The organism is Streptomyces mabaensis (assembly GCF_053763515.1).
In genome coordinates this window covers 49461-67835 of record NZ_JBSOPZ010000033.1, presented here as the reverse complement: position 1 = coordinate 67835, position 18375 = coordinate 49461, and the positions used below count along the sequence as shown (strand labels likewise).

Here is an 18375-nt window from a genome sequence, read left to right as displayed (position 1 = left end):
AACCGCCCTCCTCCGGCCCGGGCGCCACCCCTGCGGGGCTGTTCCCCTCCCCGCCCCTTCCCGAACCGGGGCTCTGCCCCGGCCCCCGCGCCTCAATCGCCGGCGGGGCTTGGGGGTGCCGGGTTCAACCGGGGCTCCGCCCCGGCCCCCGCGCCTCAATCGCCGGCGGGGCTTGAGGGGGAGGCGGCGCCCCCGGGGCCCGGCCGGAACGTCGGAGCGGCGCCCGCCCCCGTTGGGGTGGGCGCCGCTCCGACGGGGTGCTGCGGGCCGCGTCAGGCCTTCGCCTCCGCCAGGAGCTTCTGGATCCGCGACACTCCCTCGACCAGGTCCTCGTCGCCCAGGGCGTACGAGAGACGCAGGTAGCCCGGCGTGCCGAAGGCCTCGCCCGGCACCACCGCCACCTCGACCTCGTCCAGGATCAGCGCCGCCAGCTCCACCGACGTCTGCGGGCGCTGCCCGCGGATCTCCTTGCCGAGGAGCGCCTTGACCGACGGGTACGCGTAGAACGCGCCCTCCGGGGTGGGACACACCACGCCCTCGATCTCGTTCAGCATCCGCACGATCGTCTGGCGGCGCCGGTCGAACGCCGACCGCATCTCGGCCACCGCGTCCAGGTCCCCGGAGACGGCGGCCAGCGCTGCCACCTGCGCGACGTTGGACACGTTCGAGGTGGCGTGCGACTGGAGGTTGGTCGCGGCCTTGACGACGTCCTTCGGGCCGATGATCCACCCCACCCGCCAGCCGGTCATCGCGTACGTCTTCGCGACACCGTTGACGACGATGCACTTCTCGCGCAGCTCGGGGACGAGCGCCGGCAGCGAGGTGAACTTCGCGTCGCCGTAGACCAGGTGCTCGTAGATCTCGTCCGTCAGCACCCACAGCCCGTGCTCCGCGGCCCAGCGGCCGATCGCGAGCGCGTCGGCCTCGCTGTAGACCGCGCCGGTCGGGTTCGACGGGGAGACGAACAGGACGACCTTCGTACGCTCCGTACGCGCCGCCTCCAGCTGCTCCACGGACACTCGGTAGCCGGTGGTCTCGTCGGCGACGACCTCCACCGGCACGCCGCCCGCGAGGCGGATCGACTCGGGGTACGTGGTCCAGTACGGGGCCGGGACGATGACCTCGTCGCCCGGGTCGAGGATCGCGGCGAAGGCCTCGTAGATCGCCTGCTTGCCGCCGTTGGTCACCAGCACCTGCGCGGGGTCGACCTCGTAGCCGGAGTCGCGCAGCGTCTTCGCGGCGATGGCGGCCTTGAGCTCGGGGAGCCCGCCGGCCGGCGTGTAGCGGTGGTACTTCGGCTGGCGGCAGGCCTCGATGGCGGCTTCGACGATGTAGTCGGGGGTCGGGAAGTCGGGCTCGCCGGCGCCGAAGCCGATCACGGGGCGCCCGGCGGCCTTGAGGGCCTTGGCCTTGGCGTCCACTGCGAGGGTCGCGGACTCGGAGATCGCGCCGATACGGGCGGAGACCCGGCGCTCGGTGGGAGGAGTTGCAGAGGTCATGCGGCAATCGTCCCAGACCCCGCAGCAGCCGGGCACACTGGTTTCAGAGACCGGACAGCCGTTACCTGTTCGACGCCGCGTCCCGAAGCACGTACACTCACCTGTCGTTGGCCCTCACCAGCCACTCCGACCGTGCGCACTCCGTGCACCCGGGCGGATGCGGTAGGTTGGGGAACCACAAAGGGTCGTAGCTCAATTGGTAGAGCACTGGTCTCCAAAACCAGCGGTTGGGGGTTCAAGTCCCTCCGGCCCTGCTACACACACCTTCGCCAGGATGTGTGCGCGCATGTACGTACTTCAATGCACCGCCGTGCGGCTCAACCGGGCGCGGCACGGCCACGACCCGGATTCAGGTGAGAGACGTGACGGACGCCCTTGGCTCCATCGACAAGCCTGATGCCGAGGACGAGACGCCCGAGTCGCAGAAGAAGACTCGGAAGGGCGGCAAGCGCGGAAAGAAGGGCCCCCTGGGCCGTCTCGCGCTCTTCTACCGCCAGATCGTCGCGGAACTCCGCAAGGTTGTCTGGCCCACGCGCAGCCAGCTCACCACGTACACCACTGTGGTGATTGTCTTCGTTGTCATCATGATCGGCCTTGTGACCGTGATTGACTATGGATTCCAGGAAGCCATCAAGTACGTCTTCGGCTGATCCCCGCGGAGGGCGGCGCCTTGACCGGGCTGCCGCCGCTTTCGCATGTTCCACCCATATGTAGCCAGGAAGAAGCAGCCACGTGTCTGACCCGAACCTGAACGACGCCTCCGAGTCGGTCGAGTCCGTCGAGGACGAGCTCGACATCGTCGAGGCGGCGGACGCCGACGGTCCCGACCAGGCCGAGGCTGCCGACGCCGCTGCGGGCGAGCCGGCCGAGGAGGCCGCCCTGCACGTCGAGACGGACGTCGATGACGTCGATGCCTCCGACGTCACTGACGAGTCCGACGATACCGACACCGCCGTTGCCGACGACTCCGAGGCCGAAGAGGTCACGGAGGCCGAGGAGGCGACCGAGCCGGCCGAGCCCGTCGACCCGGTCGAGGCCCTCCGCCAGGAACTCCGCCTGCTCCCCGGTGAGTGGTACGTCATCCACACATACGCCGGGTACGAGAAGCGCGTGAAGGCCAACCTGGAGCAGCGTGCCGTCTCGCTGAACGTCGAGGAGTTCATCTACCAGGCCGAAGTACCCGAGGAAGAGATCGTCCAGATCAAGAACGGCGAGCGCAAGAACGTCCGCCAGAACAAGCTTCCCGGCTACGTCCTGGTCCGTATGGACCTCACCAACGAGTCCTGGGGCGTCGTCCGTAACACCCCGGGCGTCACCGGCTTCGTCGGCAACGCGTACGACCCGTACCCGCTGACGCTGGACGAGATCGTCAAGATGCTCGCGCCGGAGGCCGAGGAGAAGGCCGCCAAGGCCGCCGCGGAGGAGGCCGGACTGCCGGCTCCGTCCCGCAAGATGGAGGTCCAGGTTCTGGACTTCGAGGTCGGCGACTCGGTCACCGTCACCGACGGTCCGTTCGCGACGCTGCAGGCCACGATCAACGAGATTAACCCGGACTCGAAGAAGGTCAAGGGTCTCGTCGAGATCTTCGGCCGCGAGACCCCGGTCGAGCTCAGCTTCGACCAGATCCAGAAGAACTGACTCGCAGCACACGTTTCCGACCAGGTCAGAAAGGCTCTCGCAGCCTTTCTGACCTGCTCGGTTTTTAGCCCCGCGCAGATACCCGTTATCGTGGTGCGGTATGCCTCCATCCGGATGATCGGGTGGCTGGCTGGAAACTCTCACTAGGACCCGGAGAGAGCAATGCCTCCCAAGAAGAAGAAGGTCACGGGGCTTATCAAGCTCCAGATCCAGGCCGGCGCGGCCAACCCGGCTCCGCCGGTCGGCCCCGCGCTCGGTCAGCACGGCGTCAACATCATGGAGTTCTGCAAGGCCTACAACGCCGCGACCGAGTCGCAGCGTGGCATGGTCGTGCCGGTGGAGATCACGGTCTACGAGGACCGCTCCTTCACCTTCATCACCAAGACTCCGCCGGCCGCCAAGCTGATCCTCAAGGCCGCGGGTGTGGACAAGGGCTCGGGCGAGCCGCACAAGACCAAGGTTGCCAAGCTCACCGGCGCCCAGGTCCGTGAGATCGCCACGGTCAAGCTGCCCGACCTGAACGCCAACGACCTCGACGCCGCGTCGAAGATCATCGCCGGCACCGCCCGTTCCATGGGCATCACCGTCGAAGGCTGATTCAGCCCCGTAAGCCCCCAGTGGTAGGACCAAGCGCTGGTCCGCACCACGACTCCACGCTCAAACACATCAGGAGCAGAAGTGAAGCGCAGCAAGACTCTCCGCGCTGCGGACGCCAAGGTCGACCGGGAGAAGCTGTACGCCCCGCTCGAGGCCGTCCGTCTCGCCAAGGACACCTCCTCGATCAAGTTCGACGGCACCGTCGAGGTCGCCATGCGTCTGGGTGTCGACCCGCGCAAGGCCGACCAGATGGTCCGTGGCACCGTGAACCTTCCGCACGGCACCGGTAAGACCGCCCGGGTCCTGGTCTTCGCGACCGGTGACCGTGCTGCGGCCGCGGAAGCCGCCGGCGCCGACATCGTCGGCTCCGACGAACTGATCGACGAGGTTGCGAAGGGCCGTCTGGACTTCGACGCCGTCGTCGCCACCCCGGACCTCATGGGCAAGGTCGGCCGCCTCGGCCGCGTGCTCGGTCCGCGTGGTCTGATGCCGAACCCGAAGACCGGCACGGTCACCCCGGACGTGGCGAAGGCTGTCACGGACATCAAGGGCGGCAAGATCGAGTTCCGCGTCGACAAGCACTCGAACCTGCACTTCATCATCGGCAAGGTCTCCTTCGACGAGACGAAGCTGGTCGAGAACTACGCCGCGGCGCTGGACGAGATCCTGCGTCTCAAGCCGTCCGCCGCGAAGGGCCGCTACATCAAGAAGGCGACCCTGACCACCACGATGGGCCCCGGCATCCCGCTGGACTCCAACCGCACCCGCAACCTCCTCGTCGAGGAGGACCCGGCCGCCGTCTGATCCTGACGGCAGCCGCGCGTCACGCGTGCTGAAACCGGCCCCCGCATCTCCTTCGAGGTGCGGGGGCCGGTTGTTTATTCACGTGGCGTTGTCGGCGGCGGCCGGTAGGGTCACCGGAGGTCACCTGCCGGACCAGACCGGACAAGACCGGACCATAAGTGAACACCCGTGGGGGGAACCAAGCATGCGTGTGATGTACCGGAAGGCGGCCGGGGCCGCGCTCGTCGGCGCTCTGCTGTGCGGCGCGAGCGCCTGTACGACGGGCAGCGCCCCGAAGCCCGACGCCAAGGCCGGGCAGAAGCCCTTCCAGGTCACTCCTGCCGCGGCTGTGCAGCGGGCGGCCGAGAAGAGCGAGAAGCTCACCTCGGTGACGTACACGATGCGCGGCAAGGCCCCCGACGGAGGCAGTGTCGAGGGCCGGGCGTCGATGAGCATGAAGCCGCCCGCGATGCAGATGAAGATGCGCGGCGGAACCGCGGCTGAGACCGGTGAGGTGGAGATCCGCCTCGTCGAGGGCGCCATGTACATGAATGGCGGCCCGGAAGCCGCGGCGAAGATGGACGGCAAGAGCTGGCTCAAGTTCGACCTGGCGGCTCTCGGCAAGGGCGGCGCCGACCCGCTGGCGGGGATGGCCGGCCAGGCGGACCGTAATCCTGCTCAGGACTCCGCCTCGCTGACCGCCGCCAAGGACCTCAAGAAGGTCGGCGAAGAGACGGTCGACGGCGTACGGACCACGCACTACGCCGGTACGGTCACGATCGCCGCGATGCGCGAGAGCCTGAAGGGCCAGGACGCGGCCACCAGGGAGCAGCGGGAGAAGGGTCTGAAGCGGTACGAGGGCATGGGCGTCGACGCGCTCACGATGGACATGTGGGTGGACGGCAACGACCACACCAAGCAGTTCCGTGTGCGGGGCGCGGCGGACAAGGGCCCGCTCGACCTGACGATCACGTTCCTGGACTTCAACAAGCCGGTAACCGTCACGGCTCCGCCGGCCTCCGAGACCGTGGACCTCGCGCAGATGATGAAGGACGCGTCCGGCGCACCGTGACCCCGGGAGCGGGCCAGGGAGCGGGCCACGACGGCCGGCTCCCGAGGCCCCGATGGCCCGATTTGCTTGACGGCGATGCATTCGCGTAGTCTTCCCCGGAAGCCAAAGACCGCTGGTCGTTGCTGTGCTCTCGTCAGGGAGTGCGGTGGCCGAAGGTTCCGCCGGGTGCGGACGTCCTGCGCAGGTGACTGTGGATGTGCTCCCGGATTCCGTCCGGTCGAGCTCACGCCCCGTGCGCCTGCGCCGGGGCGTTTCGTTTTGCCCGGTCCCTTCTGAGCGGTCCTCATCACCCGGAAGGAGGCCGACGCTCTATGGCAAGGCCCGACAAGGCTGCCGCGGTAGCCGAGCTCGCGGACCAGTTCCGCAGCTCGAACGCCGCTGTGCTGACCGAGTACCGGGGTCTCACCGTGGCGCAGCTCAAGACGCTGCGTCGTTCGCTCGGTGAGAACGCCCAGTACGCCGTGGTGAAGAACACGCTGACCAAGATTGCGGCCAACGAGGCCGGGATCACTTCGCTCGACGACCAGTTCACTGGTCCGACGGCGGTTGCCTTCATCACCGGTGACCCGGTGGAGTCGGCGAAGGGTCTTCGTGACTTCGCCAAGGACAACCCGAACCTGATCATCAAGGGCGGTGTCCTTGATGGCAAGGCGCTGTCCGCCGATGAGATCAAGAAGCTTGCGGACCTCGAGTCCCGCGAGGTTCTGCTCGCCAAGCTGGCGGGCGCCATGAAGGGCAAGCAGTCCCAGGCTGCCGCGCTCTTCCAGGCGCTCCCCTCGAAGTTCGTCCGCACCGCGGAGGCGCTTCGTGCCAAGCAGGCCGAGCAGGGCGGTGCCGAGTAATTCGGCTCGCGCATTGACCGCCGCCTGAAGGCGACGGTCGCAGCGGGCCGAAAGTACGCCCGCCGACACAGACAACCGGCACCTGCCGAATGAGTGGAAGGACGCCATCATGGCGAAGCTGTCCCAGGACGACCTGCTTGCGCAGTTCGAGGAGATGACCCTCATCGAGCTCTCCGAGTTCGTGAAGGCCTTCGAGGAGAAGTTCGACGTCACCGCCGCCGCCCCCGTCGCCGCCGCTGTTGGTGGCGCCGCTGCCGCCCCGGCCGAGGCCGAGGCCGAGCAGGACGAGTTCGACGTCATCCTCACCGGCGCCGGCGAGAAGAAGATCCAGGTCATCAAGGTCGTGCGTGAGCTGACCTCGCTGGGTCTGAAGGAGGCCAAGGACCTCGTCGACGGCACCCCGAAGCCGGTCCTCGAGAAGGTCGCCAAGGAGGCCGCTGACAAGGCTGCCGAGTCCCTCAAGGCCGCTGGCGCGTCCGTCGAGGTCAAGTGACCCCGTAGCGGTCTTCTGACTCGCTCCTGAAGGGCGACCACCCGTACGGGTGGTCGCCCTTCGGCGTACCCGCGAGGCCTGCCTTGCTCTTCCCCCGGGGACGAGTAGGGTGATCTTCGTTGTGGTGGGGGGCCTTGACGAACCGCACGCAGCGCGCAATTCTCAGGACGCGTCGTCACACGGATCCAGGATTCGAGGCATGGATCGACGACGAAGAGGGAAGTTCTTTCGCAGGCGTTGGACGGCGTGAACAACTAGAGGGAAGGCCTGTTGCCGGTCTCCGGAAACTCGGTCTGGACATCAGTGGGCCAAGTGGCTACACTGACCCTTTGCGCTGCCTGTTAGCTGCCCCCTGCCCGTCACCAGGGGCATGCCCACGCTTGAGCATCGACGATTGATCTTCCCTGACCTGGGATTTCCATCGCTGTGCCCCGCGGGGACCGGTACGCGCGTAGTGAGTCCGAGCCCTCGGAAGGACCCCCTCTTGGCCGCCTCGCGCAACGCCTCGACTGCCAATACGAACACCGGCGCAAGCACTGCCCCGCTGCGCATCTCTTTTGCAAAGATCAAGGAGCCCCTCGAGGTTCCGAACCTCCTGGCGCTGCAGACCGAGAGCTTTGACTGGCTGCTCGGCAACGCCGCCTGGAAGGCTCGCGTCGAGTCGGCTCTTGAGAGTGGACAGGACGTCCCCACCAAGTCCGGTCTGGAAGAGATCTTCGAGGAGATCTCGCCGATCGAGGACTTCTCCGGGTCGATGTCGCTGACCTTCCGCGACCACCGCTTCGAGCCCGCGAAGAACTCTGTCGACGAGTGCAAGGAGCGCGACTTCACGTACGCGGCTCCGCTGTTCGTCACCGCCGAATTCACCAACAACGAGACCGGCGAGATCAAGTCCCAGACGGTCTTCATGGGCGACTTCCCGCTCATGACCAACAAGGGCACCTTCGTGATCAACGGCACCGAGCGTGTCGTGGTCTCGCAGCTGGTCCGCTCGCCGGGTGTCTACTTCGACTCCTCCATCGACAAGACGTCCGACAAGGACATCTTCTCGGCCAAGATCATCCCGTCCCGGGGTGCCTGGCTGGAGATGGAGGTCGACAAGCGCGACATGGTCGGTGTCCGCATCGACCGCAAGCGCAAGCAGTCCGTGACCGTACTCCTGAAGGCTCTCGGCTGGACCACCGAGCAGATCCTCGAGGAGTTCGGCGAGTACGAGTCCATGCGCGCCACCCTGGAGAAGGACCACACCCAGGGCCAGGACGACGCGCTGCTCGACATCTACCGCAAGCTGCGTCCGGGCGAGCCGCCGACGCGCGAGGCCGCTCAGACGCTGCTCGAGAACCTCTACTTCAACCCCAAGCGCTACGACCTCGCCAAGGTCGGCCGCTACAAGGTGAACAAGAAGCTCGGCGCCGACGAGCCGCTGAACGCCGGTGTCCTCACCAGCAAGGACATCATCGCCACCATCAAGTACCTGGTCCGGCTGCACGCCGGCGAGGTCGAGACGGTCGGCGAGAGTGGCCGGAACATCGTCGTCGAGACGGACGACATCGACCACTTCGGCAACCGTCGTCTGCGCAACGTCGGCGAGCTCATCCAGAACCAGGTCCGCACGGGTCTGGCTCGTATGGAGCGCGTCGTGCGTGAGCGCATGACCACGCAGGACGTCGAGGCGATCACGCCGCAGACCCTGATCAACATCCGGCCGGTCGTCGCCTCCATCAAGGAGTTCTTCGGCACCAGCCAGCTGTCCCAGTTCATGGACCAGAACAACCCGCTGTCGGGTCTGACCCACAAGCGCCGCCTGTCGGCGCTGGGCCCGGGTGGTCTGTCCCGTGAGCGGGCCGGCTTCGAGGTCCGTGACGTCCACCCGTCGCACTACGGCCGCATGTGCCCGATCGAGACCCCTGAAGGCCCGAACATCGGTCTGATCGGTTCGCTCGCGTCGTACGGCCGTGTCAACGCGTTCGGTTTCGTCGAGACCCCGTACCGCAAGGTCGTCGACGGTGTCGTCACCGACGAGGTCGACTACCTGACCGCCGACGAGGAAGACCGCTTCGTCATCGCGCAGGCCAACGCGACGCTCTCCGAGGACATGCGCTTCGAGGAGTCCCGCGTCCTGGTCCGCCGCCGTGGCGGCGAGATCGACTACATCCCGGGCGACGACGTCGACTACATGGACGTCTCGCCGCGCCAGATGGTGTCGGTCGCGACCGCGATGATCCCGTTCCTCGAGCACGACGACGCCAACCGTGCCCTCATGGGCGCGAACATGATGCGCCAGGCCGTTCCGCTCATCAAGGCGGAGGCCCCGCTCGTCGGCACCGGCATGGAGTACCGCTGCGCGGTCGACGCCGGTGACGTCATCAAGGCGGAGAAGGACGGTGTGATCCAGGAGGTTTCGGCCGACTACGTCACCGTCGCCAACGACGACGGCACGTACACCACGTACCGCGTCGCGAAGTTCTCCCGCTCCAACCAGGGCACCTCGGTCAACCAGAAGGTCGTCGTCAACGAGGGCGACCGGGTCGTCGAGAACCAGGTTCTCGCCGACGGTCCGGCCACCGAGCAGGGCGAGATGGCGCTCGGCAAGAACCTCCTCGTGGCGTTCATGCCGTGGGAGGGCCACAACTACGAGGACGCCATCATCCTCAGCCAGCGCCTGGTGCAGGACGACGTCCTCTCCTCGATCCACATCGAGGAGCACGAGGTCGACGCCCGTGACACCAAGCTCGGCCCCGAGGAGATCACCCGGGACATCCCGAACGTCTCCGAGGAGGTCCTCGCCGACCTCGACGAGCGCGGCATCATCCGTATCGGTGCCGAGGTCGTCGCCGGCGACATCCTGGTCGGCAAGGTCACGCCCAAGGGTGAGACCGAGCTGACCCCGGAGGAGCGCCTGCTCCGCGCGATCTTCGGTGAGAAGGCCCGTGAGGTCCGTGACACCTCGCTGAAGGTCCCGCACGGCGAGACCGGCAAGGTCATCGGCGTCCGCGTCTTCGACCGCGAAGAGGGCGACGAGCTGCCGCCGGGCGTGAACCAGCTGGTCCGCGTCTACGTCGCGCAGAAGCGCAAGATCACCGACGGTGACAAGCTCGCCGGCCGTCACGGCAACAAGGGCGTCATCTCGAAGATCCTGCCGATCGAGGACATGCCGTTCCTGGAGGACGGCACCCCGGTCGACATCATCCTCAACCCCCTCGGTGTGCCGTCCCGGATGAACCCGGGACAGGTCCTCGAGATCCACCTCGGCTGGCTCGCCAGCCAGGGCTGGAAGGTCGAGGGCAACGAGGAGTGGATGGAGCGTCTGCAGGCCATCGGCGCCGACGACGTCCAGCCCGGCACCAACGTCGCCACCCCGGTGTTCGACGGTGCCCGCGAGGACGAGCTGGCCGGCCTCTTCGAGCACACCGTTCCGAACCGCGACGGCGACCGCCTGGTCCTGCCGTCCGGCAAGGCCCGGCTGTTCGACGGCCGCTCCGGTGAGCCGTTCCCGGACCCGATCTCGATCGGGTACATGTACATCCTCAAGCTGCACCACCTGGTCGACGACAAGCTCCACGCCCGTTCGACCGGCCCGTACTCGATGATCACGCAGCAGCCGCTGGGTGGTAAGGCTCAGTTCGGTGGCCAGCGCTTCGGTGAGATGGAGGTGTGGGCGCTGGAGGCGTACGGCGCCGCTTACGCCCTCCAGGAGCTGCTGACCATCAAGTCCGACGACGTCACCGGCCGCGTGAAGGTCTACGAGGCCATCGTCAAGGGCGAGAACATCCCCGAGCCCGGCATTCCCGAGTCCTTCAAGGTGCTCATCAAGGAAATGCAGTCGCTCTGCCTCAACGTGGAGGTGCTGTCCTCGGACGGTATGTCCATCGAAATGCGCGACACGGACGAGGACGTCTTCCGCGCCGCGGAGGAGCTCGGTATCGACCTGTCCCGGCGCGAGCCGAGCAGCGTCGAAGAGGTCTGACGGGCCTGGCCGGGGGATCCACAAGATCCCCCGGCCATCCCCGGGACCGTTCAGACCACTGATTTAGAGACACGACCCCGAAAGAGGGATTGACGCACAGTGCTCGACGTCAACTTCTTCGACGAGCTGCGGATCGGCCTTGCCACCGCGGACGACATCCGAACCTGGTCGCACGGCGAGGTAAAGAAGCCGGAGACCATCAACTACCGCACGCTCAAGCCCGAGAAGGACGGACTCTTCTGCGAGAAGATCTTCGGTCCGACCCGGGACTGGGAGTGCTACTGCGGCAAGTACAAGCGTGTCCGCTTCAAGGGCATCATCTGTGAGCGCTGCGGCGTCGAGGTCACTCGCGCCAAGGTGCGCCGTGAGCGGATGGGCCACATCGAGCTGGCCGCTCCCGTCACGCACATCTGGTACTTCAAGGGTGTCCCGTCGCGCCTGGGCTACCTGCTCGACCTGGCGCCGAAGGACCTTGAGAAGGTCATCTACTTCGCCGCGTACATGATCACGTTCGTGGACGAGGAGCGTCGCACGCGTGACCTGCCGTCGCTGGAGGCCCACGTCTCCGTAGAGCGCCAGCAGGTCGAGAACCGCCGCGACGCCGACCTCGAGGCCCGCGCCAAGAAGCTCGAGACCGACCTGGCCGAGCTCGAGGCCGAGGGCGCCAAGGCCGACGTGCGCCGCAAGGTGCGCGAGGGCGCCGAGCGTGAGATGAAGCAGCTGCGCGACCGTGCCCAGCGCGAGATCGACCGTCTCGACGAGGTGTGGAACCGCTTCAAGAACCTCAAGGTCCAGGACCTGGAGGGCGACGAGCTGCTCTACCGCGAGCTGCGTGACCGCTTCGGCACGTACTTCGACGGATCGATGGGTGCCGCGGCGCTGCAGAAGCGCCTGGAGTCCTTCGACCTGGAGGAGGAGGCCGAGCGCCTCCGCGAGATCATCCGTACCGGCAAGGGCCAGAAGAAGACCCGTGCGCTCAAGCGCCTCAAGGTCGTCTCCGCGTTCCTGCAGACCAGTAACAGCCCCAAGGGCATGGTGCTGGACTGCGTCCCGGTGATCCCGCCGGACCTGCGTCCGATGGTGCAGCTGGACGGTGGCCGCTTCGCGACCTCCGACCTGAACGACCTGTACCGCCGCGTCATCAACCGCAACAACCGTCTGAAGCGTCTGCTCGACCTCGGTGCCCCCGAGATCATCGTGAACAACGAGAAGCGGATGCTCCAGGAGGCGGTCGACGCCCTCTTCGACAACGGCCGTCGTGGCCGCCCGGTCACGGGCCCCGGCAACCGTCCGCTGAAGTCCCTGAGCGACATGCTCAAGGGCAAGCAGGGCCGTTTCCGTCAGAACCTGCTCGGCAAGCGTGTGGACTACTCCGCGCGTTCCGTCATCGTCGTCGGCCCGCAGCTCAAGCTGCACCAGTGCGGTCTGCCGAAGGCCATGGCGCTGGAGCTCTTCAAGCCGTTCGTGATGAAGCGCCTGGTGGACCTGAACCACGCGCAGAACATCAAGTCGGCCAAGCGCATGGTCGAGCGCGGCCGCACGGTCGTGTACGACGTGCTCGAAGAGGTCATCGCCGAGCACCCGGTGCTGCTGAACCGTGCGCCGACGCTGCACCGCCTCGGCATCCAGGCCTTCGAGCCGCAGCTGGTCGAGGGCAAGGCCATCCAGATCCACCCGCTCGTCTGCACCGCGTTCAACGCGGACTTCGACGGTGACCAGATGGCCGTCCACCTGCCGCTCTCCGCGGAGGCGCAGGCCGAGGCGCGCATCCTGATGCTGTCCTCGAACAACATCCTCAAGCCGGCCGACGGCCGTCCGGTCACCATGCCCACCCAGGACATGGTGCTCGGCCTCTTCTTCCTCACCACGGACGAGGAGGAGCGCGAGGTCAAGGGCGAGGGCCGGTCCTTCGGCTCCAGCGCCGAGGCGATCATGGCCTTCGACGCCCGCGAGCTCTCGCTGCAGGCGAAGGTCGATATCCGCTTCCCCGTCGGCACCATCCCGCCGCGCGGCTGGGTTCCCCCGGTCGCCGAGGAGGGTGAGGCCGAGTTCCAGCCGGGCGACAGCTTCCGTCTGCGGACGACCCTGGGCCGCGCGCTCTTCAACGAGCTGCTGCCCGAGGACTACCCGTTCGTCGACTACTCGGTGGGCAAGAAGCAGCTCTCCGAGATCGTCAACGACCTGGCGGAGCGCTACCCCAAGGTCATCGTGGCGGCGACGCTCGACAACCTGAAGGCGGCCGGCTTCCACTGGGCGACCCGTTCCGGCGTCACCGTGGCCATCTCCGACGTCGTCGTGCCCGAGGCCAAGAAGGCCATCGTCGCGGGCTACGAGGCACAGGACGAGAAGGTCCAGAAGCAGTACGAGCGCGGTCTGATCACCAAGGACGAGCGCACGCAGGAGCTCATCGCGATCTGGACCAAGGCGACCAACGAGGTTGCCGAGGCGATGAACGCGAACTTCCCCAAGACGAACCCCATCTTCATGATGGTTGACTCGGGTGCCCGAGGAAACATGATGCAGATGCGGCAGATCGCCGGTATGCGTGGTCTGGTGTCGAACGCGAAGAACGAGACCATCCCGCGTCCGATCAAGGCGTCCTTCCGTGAGGGCCTGTCGGTGCTGGAGTACTTCATCTCCACCCACGGTGCCCGTAAGGGTCTCGCGGACACCGCCCTGCGTACCGCCGACTCGGGTTACCTGACCCGTCGTCTGGTGGACGTCTCGCAGGACGTGATCATCCGCGAGGAGGACTGTGGCACCGAGCGCGGTCTGAAGCTGAAGATCGCGGTCAAGGGCGAGGACGGCGTGCTCCGCAAGACGGACGACGTCGAGACGTCCGTGTACGCCCGCATGCTGGCCGAGGACGTCGTCATCGACGGCAAGGTCATCGCGCCGGCCAACGTCGACCTGGGTGACGTCTTGATCGACGCCCTGGTCGCCAACGGCGTCGAGGAGGTCAAGACCCGCTCGGTCCTGACCTGTGAGTCCGCGGTCGGCACCTGTGCCTTCTGCTACGGACGCTCGCTCGCCACCGGCAAGCTGGTCGACATCGGTGAGGCGGTCGGCATCATCGCCGCCCAGTCCATCGGTGAGCCCGGTACCCAGCTGACGATGCGTACCTTCCACACCGGTGGTGTGGCCGGTGACGACATCACCCAGGGTCTGCCCCGTGTCGTCGAGCTCTTCGAGGCTCGTACGCCGAAGGGTGTCGCCCCGATCTCGGAAGCGGTCGGCCGCGTCCGGATCGAGGAGACCGAGAAGACCAAGAAGATCGTCATCACCCCCGACGACGGCAGCGACGAGACGGCGTTCCCGATCTCGAAGCGTGCCCGTCTGCTGGTGGGCGAGGGCGACCACGTCGACGTGGGCCAGAAGCTCACGGTGGGTGCCACCAACCCGCACGACGTGCTGCGGATCCTCGGTCAGCGCGCGGTCCAGGTCCACCTGGTCGGCGAGGTCCAGAAGGTCTACAACTCGCAGGGTGTGTCGATCCACGACAAGCACATCGAGATCATCATCCGGCAGATGCTGCGCCGCGTGACGATCATCGAGTCCGGCGACGCGGAGCTGCTGCCGGGCGAGCTCGTGGAGCGCGGCCGCTTCGAGGGCGAGAACCGTCGTGTGGTCACGGAAGGCGGCCACCCGGCCTCCGGCCGTCCGCAGCTGATGGGTATCACCAAGGCGTCGCTGGCGACCGAGTCGTGGCTGTCGGCGGCGTCCTTCCAGGAGACGACCAGGGTCCTGACCGACGCGGCGATCAACGCCAAGTCGGACTCCCTGATCGGCCTCAAGGAGAACGTCATCATCGGTAAGCTCATCCCGGCCGGTACGGGCCTCGCCCGCTACCGCAACATCCGGGTCGAGCCCACCGAGGAGGCGAAGGCCGCGATGTACTCGGCCGTCGGTTACGACGACATCGACTACTCGCCCTTCGGCACCGGCTCCGGCCAGGCGGTCCCGCTGGAGGACTACGACTACGGCCCGTACAACGGCTGACGGAGTCGGCCCAGACAGGCACAGCACGGCTGACAAGTCGCACTGCACGCCGCAGGGCGGTCACCTTCACGGGTGGCCGCCCTGCGGCGTTGGTGGGCACTCGGCGCGCGGATTCGTCGGCCAGGGCTTAGCATGCGGGTGGTCTGTCCTGCGCGTGGGCATTTGTTTTGACCGCAGCCGATGCTATAGGTACGCTCTGACCTTGTGCCTGGGGTGTGCCCTGGGCTCCCGTGCGTGCATTTGGACCGTATGGGGAGCCGGGGAGAACCACACCGCAATCTGCGCTTGTCCGCCCTTCGGCGGAAGTCCGCAGTATTCGACACACCCGACCGCGTGGGTCGGCGACGTTCCAGGTTAGTTTCACTACGGCACACAGAAACCGGAGAAGTAGTGCCTACGATCCAGCAGCTGGTCCGCAAGGGCCGGCAGGACAAGGTCGAGAAGAACAAGACGCCCGCGCTCGAGGGTTCGCCCCAGCGCCGCGGCGTCTGCACGCGTGTGTTCACGACCACCCCGAAGAAGCCGAACTCGGCCCTCCGTAAGGTCGCGCGTGTGCGTCTGACCTCCGGTATCGAGGTCACGGCCTACATCCCGGGTGAGGGACACAACCTGCAGGAGCACTCGATCGTGCTCGTGCGTGGTGGCCGTGTGAAGGACCTGCCGGGTGTTCGCTACAAGATCATCCGCGGCTCGCTCGACACCCAGGGTGTCAAGAACCGCAAGCAGGCCCGCAGCCGCTACGGCGCCAAGAAGGAGAAGTAAGAATGCCTCGTAAGGGCCCCGCCCCGAAGCGCCCGGTCATCATTGACCCGGTCTACAGCTCTCCTCTGGTCACGTCGCTGATCAACAAGCTTCTGCTCGACGGCAAGCGTTCCACTGCCGAGCGGATCGTCTACGGCGCCATGGAGGGCCTGCGCGAGAAGACCGGCGCCGACCCGGTCATCACGCTGAAGCGCGCCCTCGAGAACGTCAAGCCGTCCCTCGAGGTCAAGTCCCGCCGTGTCGGTGGCGCCACCTACCAGGTGCCGATCGAGGTCAAGCCCGGTCGCGCTGCCACGCTGGCGCTGCGCTGGGTCGTCGGTTACTCCCGCGCCCGTCGCGAGAAGACCATGACCGAGCGCCTCATGAACGAACTGCTCGACGCCTCCAACGGCCTCGGCGCTTCGGTCAAGAAGCGTGAGGACACCCACAAGATGGCCGAGTCCAACAAGGCCTTCGCGCACTACCGCTGGTAGTCGCTACCCCCATCGAGACCGAGAGAAGATTGAGCCTTATGGCCACCACTTCGCTTGACCTGGCCAAGGTCCGCAACATCGGGATCATGGCCCACATCGACGCGGGCAAGACGACCACCACTGAGCGGATCCTCTTCTACACCGGTGTGAGCTACAAGATCGGTGAGGTCCACGACGGCGCTGCCACGATGGACTGGATGGAGCAGGAGCAGGAGCGCGGCATCACGATCACGTCCGCCGCGACGACCTGCCACTGGCCGCTCAACGATGTTGACCACACCATCAACATCATCGACACCCCGGGTCACGTCGACTTCACCGTCGAGGTGGAGCGTTCGCTCCGCGTCCTCGACGGCGCCGTCACCGTGTTCGACGGTGTCGCGGGCGTCGAGCCGCAGTCCGAGACTGTCTGGCGTCAGGCGGACCGCTACGGCGTGCCGCGTATCTGCTTCGTCAACAAGCTCGACCGCACCGGCGCCGAGTTCCACCGCTGCGTCGACATGATCGTCGACCGCCTCGGTGCGGTGCCGCTGGTCATGCAGCTGCCGATCGGCGCGGAGGCGGACTTCAAGGGCGTGGTCGACCTCGTCCAGATGAAGGCGCTCGTCTGGTCCGCCGAGGCCGCCAAGGGCGAGATGTACGACGTCGTCGACATCCCGGCCACGCACACCGAGGCGGCCGAGGAGTGGCGCGGCAAGCTGCTCGAGGCCGTCGCCGAGAACGACGAAGACATGATGGAGCTGTACCTGGAGGGCCAGGAGCCCACCGAGGAGCAGCTGATCGCGGCCATCCGCCGCATCACCCTCGCCTCCAAGGGCGGCGCGGGCTCCGTCACCGTCACCCCCGTCTTCTGCGGTACCGCGTTCAAGAACAAGGGCGTCCAGCCCCTGCTCGACGCGGTCGTGCGCTACCTCCCCTCCCCCCTGGACGTCGAGGCCATCGAGGGCCACGACGTCAAGGACGCGGAGGAGGTCGTCAAGCGCAGGCCGTCGGACGACGAGCCGTTCTCGGGCCTCGCGTTCAAGATCATGAGCGACCCGCACCTCGGCAAGCTCACCTTCGTCCGGGTGTACTCGGGCCGCCTTGAGGCCGGCAGTTCCGTGCTGAACTCGGTCAAGGGCAAGAAGGAGCGCATCGGCAAGATCTACCGCATGCACGCGAACAAGCGTGAGGAGATCGCCTCGGTGGGCGCCGGCGACATCATCGCCGTCATGGGTCTCAAGCAGACCACCACCGGTGAGACGCTGTGCGACGAGAAGCAGCCGGTCATCCTGGAGTCCATGGACTTCCCGGCGCCGGTCATCCAGGTCGCCATCGAGCCCAAGTCCAAGGGCGACCAGGAGAAGCTGGGTGTCGCCATCCAGCGTCTCTCGGAGGAGGACCCCTCCTTCCAGGTTCACTCGGACGAGGAGACCGGCCAGACCATCATCGGTGGTATGGGCGAGCTTCACCTCGAGGTTCTTGTCGACCGCATGAAGCGCGAGTTCCGCGTCGAGGCGAACGTCGGCAAGCCGCAGGTCGCGTACCGCGAGACGATCCGCAAGGCCGTCGAGCGTATCGACTACACGCACAAGAAGCAGACCGGTGGTACCGGTCAGTTCGCGAAGGTGCAGATCGCGCTGGAGCCGCTCGAGGGTGGCGACGCGTCCTACGAGTTCGTGAACAAGGTCACCGGTGGCCGTATCCCGCGGGAGTACATCCCCTCGGTGGACGCCGGTGCGCAGGAGGCCATGCAGTTCGGCATCCTGGCCGGCTACGAGATGGTGGGCGTCCGCGTCACCCTTCTCGACGGTGGCTACCACGAGGTCGACTCCTCCGAGCTCGCCTTCAAGATCGCCGGTTCGCAGGCGTTCAAGGAGGGTGCCCGCAAGGCGTCCCCCGTGCTCCTCGAGCCGATGATGGCCGTCGAGGTCACCACGCCCGAGGACTACATGGGCGATGTCATCGGCGACCTCAACTCCCGCCGTGGCCAGATCCAGGCCATGGAGGAGCGCAGCGGTGCCCGGGTCGTCAAGGGCCTGGTTCCGCTGTCGGAGATGTTCGGCTACGTCGGCGACCTCCGCAGCAAGACCTCGGGTCGCGCAAGCTACTCGATGCAGTTCGACTCCTACGCCGAGGTTCCCCGGAACGTCGCCGAGGAGATCATCGCGAAGGCCAAGGGCGAGTAACTCTCCCGAGTACACGCTTTAGGCTTGTTACCGGATCCCGGGGGCACCTCACGCAGACCGCGGAGGGTGCCCCGGGGGGCCG

At 66.8% G+C, this 18375-nt stretch carries 13 protein-coding genes and 1 tRNA gene; 13 read left to right on the top strand and 1 reads right to left on the bottom strand.

All coding sequences use genetic code 11. The annotated features are described in order from the left end of the window. Nucleotides 1–272 precede the first annotated feature (272 nt). Complete coding sequence (locus tag ACWV17_RS26185; protein WP_455361619.1) at nt 273–1499, bottom strand: pyridoxal phosphate-dependent aminotransferase; 1227 nt, start codon at nt 1497–1499, stop codon at nt 273–275. Nucleotides 1500–1680: 181 nt separating this feature from the next. On the opposite strand from ACWV17_RS26185, the gene ACWV17_RS26180 reads away from it, so the two are divergent. From ACWV17_RS26180 to fusA, 13 genes are all read left to right on the top strand, one after another. Then, nucleotides 1681–1753 (top strand) — tRNA-Trp (locus ACWV17_RS26180). Between the two features lie 108 nt (nt 1754–1861). Beyond that, nucleotides 1862–2149 carry a preprotein translocase subunit SecE gene (secE, locus tag ACWV17_RS26175; RefSeq protein ID WP_455352411.1) on the top strand — a complete coding sequence of 96 codons (288 nt, stop codon included), beginning with the start codon at nt 1862–1864 and terminating at the stop codon, nt 2147–2149. An 82-nt stretch (nt 2150–2231) separates the two neighbouring features. Then, the gene (nusG, locus tag ACWV17_RS26170; RefSeq protein ID WP_455361618.1) at nt 2232–3137 is read left to right on the top strand and encodes a transcription termination/antitermination protein NusG; all 906 of its coding nucleotides are present in this window, start codon (nt 2232–2234) and stop codon (nt 3135–3137) included. Between the two features lie 162 nt (nt 3138–3299). Beyond that, nucleotides 3300–3734: a 50S ribosomal protein L11 gene (rplK, locus tag ACWV17_RS26165; protein WP_355823929.1), complete on the top strand. Its 435-nt coding sequence runs from the start codon at nt 3300–3302 to the stop codon at nt 3732–3734. Between the two features lie 81 nt (nt 3735–3815). Next, nucleotides 3816–4538 (top strand): 50S ribosomal protein L1, encoded by a 723-nt coding sequence (gene rplA, locus ACWV17_RS26160; protein WP_455352413.1) that lies wholly within the window; start codon nt 3816–3818, stop codon nt 4536–4538. Nucleotides 4539–4722: 184 nt separating this feature from the next. Beyond that, nucleotides 4723–5589, top strand: a complete 867-nt coding sequence (locus ACWV17_RS26155) for a DUF1396 domain-containing protein (protein ID WP_455361617.1) — start codon at nt 4723–4725, stop codon at nt 5587–5589. A gap of 311 nt (nt 5590–5900) precedes the next feature. Next, the gene (gene rplJ, locus ACWV17_RS26150; RefSeq protein ID WP_455352415.1) at nt 5901–6431 is read left to right on the top strand and encodes a 50S ribosomal protein L10; all 531 of its coding nucleotides are present in this window, start codon (nt 5901–5903) and stop codon (nt 6429–6431) included. A gap of 109 nt (nt 6432–6540) precedes the next feature. After that, a complete protein-coding gene (rplL, locus tag ACWV17_RS26145) occupies nt 6541–6924 on the top strand; it encodes a 50S ribosomal protein L7/L12 (RefSeq protein WP_455352416.1) in 384 nt (127 codons plus the stop codon). 484 nt (nt 6925–7408) lie between these two features. Then, nucleotides 7409–10891, top strand: coding sequence for a DNA-directed RNA polymerase subunit beta (gene rpoB, locus ACWV17_RS26140; protein ID WP_455352417.1), 3483 nt, complete (start codon nt 7409–7411; stop codon nt 10889–10891). A 99-nt stretch (nt 10892–10990) separates the two neighbouring features. Further along, complete coding sequence (locus ACWV17_RS26135) at nt 10991–14890, top strand: DNA-directed RNA polymerase subunit beta' (protein WP_455352418.1); 3900 nt, start codon at nt 10991–10993, stop codon at nt 14888–14890. Between the two features lie 390 nt (nt 14891–15280). Beyond that, entirely contained in the window at nt 15281–15652 is a 372-nt protein-coding gene (rpsL, locus tag ACWV17_RS26130) for a 30S ribosomal protein S12 (protein WP_003948652.1), read from the top strand. A gap of 2 nt (nt 15653–15654) precedes the next feature. After that, on the top strand, nt 15655–16125 hold the full coding sequence (gene rpsG / locus ACWV17_RS26125) for a 30S ribosomal protein S7 (RefSeq protein WP_351547885.1): 471 nt from the start codon (nt 15655–15657) through the stop codon (nt 16123–16125). Nucleotides 16126–16163: 38 nt separating this feature from the next. Then, a complete protein-coding gene (fusA, locus tag ACWV17_RS26120) occupies nt 16164–18293 on the top strand; it encodes an elongation factor G (RefSeq protein ID WP_455361616.1) in 2130 nt (709 codons plus the stop codon). Nucleotides 18294–18375: the final 82 nt, after the last annotated feature.